At 41.7% G+C, this 9,050-nt stretch carries 8 protein-coding genes; 1 reads left to right on the top strand and 7 read right to left on the bottom strand.

Annotation, left to right across the window (positions count from 1 at the left end):
* From QT974_RS26375 to QT974_RS26390, 4 genes are all read right to left on the bottom strand, one after another.
* The coding region (locus tag QT974_RS26375; RefSeq protein WP_333471370.1) for an AAA family ATPase at positions 1–1,102 on the bottom strand (1,102 nt) is incomplete at its 3' end.
* Between the two features lie 83 nt (positions 1,103–1,185).
* Complete coding sequence (locus QT974_RS26380; RefSeq protein WP_333471371.1) at positions 1,186–3,630, bottom strand: hypothetical protein; 2,445 nt, start codon at positions 3,628–3,630, stop codon at positions 1,186–1,188.
* Between the two features lie 302 nt (positions 3,631–3,932).
* On the bottom strand, positions 3,933–4,145 hold the full coding sequence (locus tag QT974_RS26385; protein WP_333471372.1) for a competence protein CoiA family protein: 213 nt from the start codon (positions 4,143–4,145) through the stop codon (positions 3,933–3,935).
* Positions 4,146–4,263: 118 nt separating this feature from the next.
* On the bottom strand, positions 4,264–4,965 hold the full coding sequence (locus tag QT974_RS26390) for a tyrosine-type recombinase/integrase (protein ID WP_333471373.1): 702 nt from the start codon (positions 4,963–4,965) through the stop codon (positions 4,264–4,266).
* Positions 4,966–5,725: 760 nt separating this feature from the next.
* Between QT974_RS26390 and QT974_RS26395 the strand changes: the two genes are divergently transcribed.
* Positions 5,726–5,908, top strand: a complete 183-nt coding sequence (locus tag QT974_RS26395) for a hypothetical protein (RefSeq protein ID WP_333471374.1) — start codon at positions 5,726–5,728, stop codon at positions 5,906–5,908.
* 256 nt (positions 5,909–6,164) lie between these two features.
* On the opposite strand, the gene QT974_RS26400 is transcribed toward QT974_RS26395, so the two are convergent.
* The 3 genes from QT974_RS26400 to QT974_RS26410 all read right to left on the bottom strand — a co-directional run bounded on the left by QT974_RS26400 (position 6,165) and on the right by QT974_RS26410 (position 8,119).
* Positions 6,165–6,881, bottom strand: coding sequence for a hypothetical protein (locus QT974_RS26400; RefSeq protein ID WP_333471375.1), 717 nt, complete (start codon positions 6,879–6,881; stop codon positions 6,165–6,167).
* 91 nt (positions 6,882–6,972) lie between these two features.
* On the bottom strand, positions 6,973–7,668 hold the full coding sequence (locus tag QT974_RS26405) for a hypothetical protein (RefSeq protein ID WP_333471376.1): 696 nt from the start codon (positions 7,666–7,668) through the stop codon (positions 6,973–6,975).
* 19 nt (positions 7,669–7,687) lie between these two features.
* Positions 7,688–8,119, bottom strand: a complete 432-nt coding sequence (locus tag QT974_RS26410; RefSeq protein ID WP_333471377.1) for a lysozyme inhibitor LprI family protein — start codon at positions 8,117–8,119, stop codon at positions 7,688–7,690.
* Between the last annotated feature and the right edge of the window lie 931 nt (positions 8,120–9,050).

The following is a 9,050-nucleotide window of genomic DNA, read 5'->3' on the forward strand; positions in this document are numbered from 1 at the left end:
TGGTAATAAAATACTGGTGTTGCGGAAACTCTTTGAGGATTTCTATCAGCTTCTTAGCCGCCCCTGGATGTAAATAAGATTGGGGTTCGTCAATTACTATTGGTCTAGATTGCGGCGAGGTCACTACCCCGTAAAGGATTGCCAACACCTGACCAATACCAGTCCCGCAGTCCGACAAAGAAAATGCCAAGTCTTCTCTATCACTTTCAACAGATTTTGTGGGCCAAATTAATATTTCAAGGTTCGGCCCCTGACGGTTCTGCTTCTCCAGAATTCGAGTCGAAACCAATCCGAACTGTGGAAACATGGTAGAGACGTACTGATTGAAACGCTCATACAGCTTTTTTTTAATAATTCGCGACTGCAATAAATGGATAACTTCGGCCAAGTTTGAAGCGTTTGAATTGAGTTCTTCATTGTCTCCGACAGAGCATTCTCCAACGAACCGCTGGGCTTGAAGTTGAGAAACCCAGCTTCTGAATTTGTGAAAAAGTGTTACGAAAAAATCTTCTCCTCTATAGCTAGAGTCTGTTTGATTAGTTTCTGGATCGAATGTAAAACGACCGCTTTCGTCTTTTTTGATAAAATTTTTGTTTCGGTGCCTTGAAAATCCGAGCGGCATTTGGTTGGGTTGATAGTACGTTAATTCAATAGCCGCATCTAAATCTTTTATTGAAATGTCCTTCCGCTCTACTGAACTTCCGGTCGATTTAGGAACAGTTAACTCTACATCGTTGGGATTGTCCATCCAATTTTGGAATAAAGTAAGCAGTTCAGCAGCAGGTAAATACGAATTGCTAGCAGAAGATAATTCTACATAGTGGTTAGCTGGCAAATCATCGAAGAGGCGATGGATTTCTGCTTTTGTGAAGATTAAAGTTAATTTAGCGGTAGATTCTCGGATCGGCGTTGAATTGGGTTGCGGAAGCGTTTCGATACTGCGGTGCGGGCTTGTCTCAAAACTCAGGCTCAGAGCTTCCAGCAGCGCTGTTTTCCCTGAATTGTTGGCTCCCACAATAATATTGATGCCGGGTTGGAATTCTAACACCCCAGAATCCCGGAATGACTTGTAATTAAGTAACTGGAAACGGGAGATGTACATAACTGTGTTTTTGAGGAAACGATACTTGAGCGCTCTGAGCCGGGTGCGGTAGCGATGCGGGCTATTGAGACTAAAATTAAGCTTCAATTTACTTCTCTATCCAAATTTTTAAAGAGAATCTCCCTCAATTTTTTTTGACTTTGATAAGAGCTAGATTTTGGAAGTGAGATATAAAGCTTATCTTGTTTTAGGCAGTATTCAACAAACCACCTGACAATTTTTTGAGCATTGATACTCCTTTGCAAATCTTGAGCGTTTAACTTTTCGATTTCTCTTAATAATTGTCTGCTCTTCAAAATATATTCTTGGCTGACAACAGGAGTCATCAATGCCATCTCACTCATATATACACCCTCTTTATCGTCAGTAACCAATTCGTAATGAATACGTCCACACTGAGTTATTTTCACCCTTTGGGACTCATAAATATTCGTATCTGTTGGGTCGTAAGGTTCAATAAGGCGGTAGTCAAGAAGAGCCTTAAGATTTTCTTTTACAAGAGTTCGACTTACCATAGTAGGCTCAAAATAGTTTAGAATGTCTTCCACAGATCGGTAGATTTTTTCTTGTTCTAAAGTCTCAGAATAAGCATCTATCAATAGGCGAAGAACTGATAATCGAAGTAATGGACTTGTGGCAGTATTAGAGCCAATATCGAATAAATTTAAAATAAAACTGCTATCTTTTTGATAGAAATGATTGTAGTCTCCCAGCAAAAGAGCCTTTTTGATATTTACGCCTTGTGGGCGGAATTCTTGACCAATAGCATAAGCTTTAACCAATTCCGAAACATCTATAATCGGTGAAGTAATAATTTTTTGGGCAATTTGAAGCCCTCTACGAATATCAAAGTTGGCAAGCCATCCAACCATACGTCCTACATAATCTTCCTTGACAAATATTGCTTCTACAGACAAAGCAAATGCTTTAACATCTGGGATCGATAGACGAATTCCTTTTTTTGTGAAATATTCTTTGCTAGTCTCAGCATTTTCTTGAGCCTTTTCCTTAATAAATTCAACACGCTTGGTAAGAACTTCTTTTGTTGAAGGTACTGGCAAATAAAAGTCTCGGTGATCGTAAGATTGAAGTGGACCTGATTTTGAAAGCTGCCAAACTGTGCGATCGGTTATAGGACAAATAATAAACGAAAAGCATTCTCTATAAATTGATTGTGCAAATTGAAAGACGGACTCTTGGAAAGATTGTGGAAAATGGTCAGTATTGTCAAAAACAATACAAGGCATTAATTTTCTAGAAGAAATTGAGTCTTTAAGCAGTTTTCTAACATACTCATGGGGGGCTTTTGCTATAAAATCACTGATTAATCCGCCAAATTTTTCTTTGAAAGCCTCCTTATCTCTTTGATAGAGCGGCTTGTACTCTCCATCACTCCATCGCTTATATTCAGAAAAGAAAACTCCCTGAAGGTTATCATAAGTAGGATAACCATCTTTAAAAAGGTTTATCTCTAATTCGACTTTTAATTTATCGGTTAGCCAATCTGAAATTGTAGCTTGATTTCCATCAGAGTTTGCTAAATCAACGCGAATAACCAAGCAATTATTACGAAGTTGCTTATCTAAAACCAGTTTAAAAAATCTGTTAATAAATGTCGATTTCCCTGCGCCTTTGTTTCCTATGATTAAAACAAACTCACCTTTTTGTAGTTCTATGGCACTCCGAATTTCATCTTCTAGCTCCATACCTCGTTCTGACTTAACAATATCAATTGTATTCAATAAGTGTCTTGTAATCTTATCCAGGCTTTCATCAGCCGCACGACTCTCTTTTGATTCTACAAAGCATTTCTCAAGCATATCAGAATCGTCGCCTGAAATAGTGCTAAAGAAATTGCGGTAAATATTTTCTAAATCTCTTAGCAAGGGTGATTTTTGAAGCAAGCATCTCTCAGATAAGCCGGTAACTGCTTCAAAATTATCATTTTGACTAACCTGCAAACCTTCTGCTTCGTGAACATGGACTTGATATAAATTTTCAAGCATTCCTTCTGGGGAAAACAGGTCATAAAATACTGCAAAATTTTGCTCAATGGCTTGCAAACTTGGGAATACTACCGCTTTGCCTTCTTTGGGAGGTACTCCGTCCGTGCGAACCGCCCAAAATCCAATCCACTCAATCCCTGTAGTCAACGCTGAGAATAAAACAGCCGTGTCTGCACAATAACCTTTTGCTTGTTCCAACCCTTTAACTGCGGACTGGAGTGCTGAACCACTAACTTTATACCAAGCCATACGCGGTTGGCGAGTATCAATCAATAGATTAGAGGTACGCTTAGCTTCCACTACAAGCCTGTTACGCCCTCCAGCAGATAGTAAATAATCAATGTAACCAGATTCTGTATGAGGCTCAGTCCGTATTCCTTGCCTATCCCAACCTAAAACCTCAATCAATATGCGGTCAATAATATGAAGTCGTGCATCTTGCTCCGTCTCAAGCGGGGGATTACTAACATTCAACTCTTGGCATAAGCTATCGAACCGTTCTTTTGCTGTGTCAACATTCATAAACACGAACTTGCGAGAAAGTATTAGACTGAGCAGGTTAGAATTTAACTTAGTTATTTTGCAAGCTTTGCATTCATTACTATGACATAATATCAGGGCTTGAGTTCAATCCGTGACAGGTAAGGTTAATCTCTAGGACTCACGAATAATTTAAAGCAACTCAACTAAGCGTTAATTTGCAAAGGCTGACTTAACATATGATATAAACTCAAACTACCGCATATTTTGCGTTCTGTCAAATTAGACCCGGGAATATTTATATAATTTTCCAGTGTCTGGGATTTGCGGTAATACCCTACAGTTTAAGAATTCTTAGGAGATAAAGATGTTTTAATCCGCTGCGAGACTGGCTTGCAAGTTTCCTCAGTGTGCGCGAAGTGATGTTCTTTCACCGAACCCTTTTTTGCTGTCAATCCGCCACCGCAGTAGAGGCAAGCGAGATTAGTTTTTCCGCGCGCAACTTCATCAATGCCCGCCAGCTCACCGCTGGGAGCAACACCAAATTTTAGCCACATCGCCTTTCAATTCTCCTAAAAGCAGGTTTCGATTTCGTAGATGCACCTGCTCCACCTGATTCAGGATTCTAACAAATAAGAGAATTGAGAGCTTCTGGCTTGTGATTGAGAGCGACCGTCACCAATCTGGGAGTTCTTCAGCCGCGTCGAAGAGGGCTTGTGACAGTTGCTCTCTCGGTAACGGTGCAGCTAGCCTTTCATCGGGTACGTGGGGAAATGCAGGTTTCCCCGTGTAGGAAAGCATGGAGAGCGAAGCGATCGCACCCCGCACTTGATCCGGCTTAACTTCTAAGTATTTCTGCAATTGGTCTAGGTTGCTGTGACCGCTGATTTCTTGAATAATCCGCAGCGGTATCCCCGCGTTGCTCATCTGGGTGAGGGCGGTTCTCCTGAAACTGTGGGTGGATGCTCCCTCGATGCCGGCTCGATCGAACGCTTCTCTCAAAATCCGATCGGCTGAATCTGATTGCAAATGCTTCCAGTGGTGGCAGCGGTGGCGACCGGGGAATAAGTAAGTCTGACCCGCGTGGGGTTTCCAAGATGTCAGGAGACTTCGCAAATCCTCGATCACCGGAATCGTTCTGGTTTGGAGTTTTCCCTTGGTGTTGGCTTTGCGGAAGTTAATCGTAGAGCGGACAGCGCCAGAGTTGGTGTAGATATCCTTGACCATCAGGGAACAAGCTTCGGCAATGCGGCAGGCGGTGTAGAGGCAAACTCCAAAGAGGGTGCGATCGCGATCGGTCTGCAAACCATCGTTAAATAACTGTTCGATTTCCTCTTGTGTGAGGATTTTGGCTTGCCCGTGGCCTTCAATCTTCATGCTTGGTGTATACCCGACTCGACGCTCCAAAGTCTTGCATACTTACTGCATTACTGCATTAGTTTGGGGTATTTCTTAATGAGTTTGCTCAGGAGTAGGCAAGTTAGGAGAAGGCGATCGCACCCCGGTTTATTGATATGTTTGGTTGAGAATACAAGTGCTGAGTTTGATCGGAATAAATATGTCTTTGTACCGCTTTCTTCGGGTCAACATTTAGTTAGGCGGTATGTAATAGTGAGGGGAATAGCATATTAAGTTTTGTAAGAATTTCCTTAATATTTGACATAGGTATTGAAAAGAATATAAACGAACATTATTGAATACGGAGTGTTTTGTATGTGGATAGGTTCAATGAGGCTAATTGTGGAAACGAAGGATGCGCCTTTCGCAGGAACCGATAGTTTGGTACAGGCGATAATCTTGAGAGATGGCACCGAACTTCGCGTACTAAACTTGGATTATCCAACTGAAAACGACCTCGAACGCGGTGCAATCCGAAACTACGATTACATCGGGCCAACAAAGCTGCCACGGAGGAATGATAAGACACCTGAATTGCCACCTGGTATTGGACAGATTCCGATGCCATATCCTGGGTACGGTTTTGAATTCTCGAATGGACTGAACGGCCATCTCAAAATCCAGTTTAAAATACGTGGGGATGATATAGCATTTCTCAGATAGATGAGGTATGCAATAAGGCTTGAAAGCCCCGATATTCAGGGAATCTTGTGCACCTCATTTTTTCAATAAATGCTATATGTGGATTAAAGATAACGTTGATTTGTACGTTAGATTTATTCGCGAACGAGCCACTAGCTTTGACACCCTGGCTTGGCTGGAAGACCCAGACTGGACTTACATCGCCAGTTGGACTCAAGACGTGTCAATGAGCACTGATTCTAGCGAAGGAGTTACGACTTGGAATCTGACTCTGAATTGAGAACACAGCCAAACTCCGAGCTTTCGTAAATGATGTTACCGATAACGTTGAGAAAGATGCGATCGCGGTCTGTTTTCAAACCATCGTTGAACAACAGTTCGATTTCTGCTTGAGTCAGGATTTTCGCTTGCTACTGACCTTCTATTTTCATGCTTGGTGTATACGACCCGACGCTCCAAAGTCTTGCATACTTACTGCATTACTGCATCGGTAGGCGGGAGAATTTCGCTCTTCGAGGCTGCTGGGGGCGATCAAATTAACCTGGGAAAGGAGTGTCCTTTTGCATGGCTGAGGAATGTTCTTTTGCATAGCTGAGGAGTTCGTGAGTCCACGACTCAAATAACGCAAAGACTTCATCGACGAGATCCAGACAGCGGGCTTGGGTCGCATCATCCAGGTAAATTTCTGAAATATCAATGCGATCGCTTCCAACCAAATGACCTGACTCTAGGTTAAAGTGAAATGGCCCACAGTATCGCAGTTCGATATTGCGGCGCAACTCAATGGCTTTTGCTAGCTCCAGCACGGTACTGAAAAGAACATTTCCAGTTTCTTCAATCGCCTCAATTATGGCAAGCCGTTCTACAGCACTTGCTGTAGAAATGAGAGCAGCTAGGCGGTAAGTTAGAATTCGATTTTGGCGTGTCTCGTCGCTCCACAAAAAACGCATGAGCTTCGTTGGAGCGCAGGGATTGTCAAAACCGAGTTTTGCAAAGTCTTCAAGGTACCAAAGCCAATGGTGGTCGTCTTCATAAGTATGAATGTTCACCCGCTGTTGGTACTCATCACTTGCAGGCTCGGAGCGCAACATATATTTGTTGATATCGCCAAAACTCAGAATAAAATGCGCCATACACGGGTAAAAAGACAGCCGCTGTTCCTCAGATAAGCTTGCATCCCGCGTATATTGAAATAGCGGCAAGTTGGCATAAGCTTCCTTGTGTTCTAATATTTTTGCGAGTACAATCTTCACAATAACTCCTGATTTTTATTCGGATCTCCAAAAACGATAGTACCGCCTGTTAGTAAACGGGGACGGAGACTCATAGTTCTTCCTATTAAAATTAGTTAGCACTTTTAATCGGAGACTCTTTAGCCATCGAAATAGCTAGATTAATCAATGCTGACTTCTGACTTTGGATCGCAACACTCCGGTCGTAATCGAATCCACCTTTGATAGTTGCTCGATAATTCAAACCATCTTGTTTCCAAAAGACGTGTAGAGAAGGTGGAGTTGAAGCACCTCCCCCATTCTGAACAATGAAAACACCCTGAATCCCTGGCTTTAACGTGATGGTTGTTCTTTCTAAGACTGCCATATCTGAGCTGATTAATAGTTTTATCTCTGATTCTGTTCTAGTTTGAGGGTCACGTTGTCTAATTGCTCTAACTCTTTGCATATATGTCTTAGAAAAGATATGCTTGGAACGCAAATTATCAGCATATTCAGAATATTTGGCTACTGCAATAACTCCAAAATAACAGGATCTACTCATGCAGTTCGGTTGTGAATTCAGAAATAATGCAAACTCTCCGGGGATGGTTGTAATGACTTGCGGGTAAAGTTTAGTGTTGCTGATATTAACACTTGAAGGTAGGCGCATTACCCATCCTCTCGGAATCTGATTCTTAATATCCCGGATAATAGGTGTAAACATAGATGCAGGTGCAGCATTTACAGTTTGGGGTTTTGTGAGATAGCAAGCTCCCAACACGGCACAACTGAGCATAATCCCTAAAATCGATTGCTTTCTATTCATAAACTATCCTTTCTATTCCTTATCTCTTTCTTAAATAATTCTCTAATTCAGCGGTGCGTTGTTTGGTCGTGCGTTCCAAACATTCATTGAGAAAACCTCGATAACCCGAACCACCGCGATTCTCATAAACTTCTGCTTCGCAACTTTTATCCCGCGACTTAATCCATTTTATCTGTTCTTGATAAAGTACCGATCGCTGTTTTCGACTTAATTTAGGAAGCAGTTGTTGATAAACTTGATTAAGGCGCTTGTCTGCGGCTTCATATCTTAATTGCGCGCACTCTTTGTACTCTAAGTTACTTTGAGGGTTGCTGCAATTACGCTGTCGCTGAGCGATTTGGTCTGGTATCGCTGCACTGTCTTGTTTTAGCTGTGCAAAGACTGGCAAAGAGTTAGAGCCAACAACAGCCAAACTTATTATTAAACTAAAAATTACTCGCCCTTCGATCATTTTGCCTCTCTGTTCTAATTCAAATCCTAGACTAAAATTATTGCCATATTACAAATAACGTTCCATATCCTCAGTTTCAGGAAGTTTTCTCCTTCTAAATCTTTTTACCTGATTGTGGTTCAGTTCTGCTGAAGCTTGTATAAAGGAAAGTGAGCCAAATCATCGCTATTTCTGAAGCTGGGTTAGCCACAACCAGAAGCTAATATCGGCAAAACTCACCCCGTCAGCCAACGGTAGACCAATATTCTCTCTGTTTGCGGTCATCCTTATCTAATACCAATTTCATAAAATAATGCTACAGATAATACATCTCAAATCCATACTCTGGTAATAACCATCTATCGCACTACTAAATGAAATTGGTATAACGTTTTACTGCATTACTGCATTTATCTGGGTATTGCTTAGCGCCAGGAGGCTGATGCAGTCAGGAAACATACTGTTTCAGGGGCACAGGTGGATGCAGAAAGGTTCGGGCGATCGTTAAATCTGATGCTTTAAACAGGCTCATGCCAATAAATTAGGTCATAATGTCGATCGCCCACCTGTCTGATAATGTAAAGCGAGTCGTTAGCGGAGCCCTCGAAGAGGATCGCACTTTGACAAGGAACAAAGTTTGCACTCCGCACCAAACCAGAAGCTTCGTTCTTGAGGACAGGAGAGATGTCACCAAAGAAGAACGTTAAATCTGATTCTCAATCAAGTAACCTGAATATCATGCTCAGCTTCCTGAAACATAATTGATTTACATCGAAATATTTTAATTAGCTTGACTTTAGTCCTGTATGTCGTAAAACAATATTTAACACCCAACTATGCTATTAAATAATCGGTATCAAGTTTTAAAATCTATTGGTTCTGGTGGGTTTGGGGAAACATTCCTCGCAGAAGATACCCAAATGCCATCAGGACGGCGGTGTGTAGTTAAAAA

The sequence above is a fragment of the Microcoleus sp. BM001215392 genome, from assembly GCF_036700185.1.
GTDB lineage: Bacteria > Cyanobacteriota > Cyanobacteriia > Cyanobacteriales > Microcoleaceae > Microcoleus.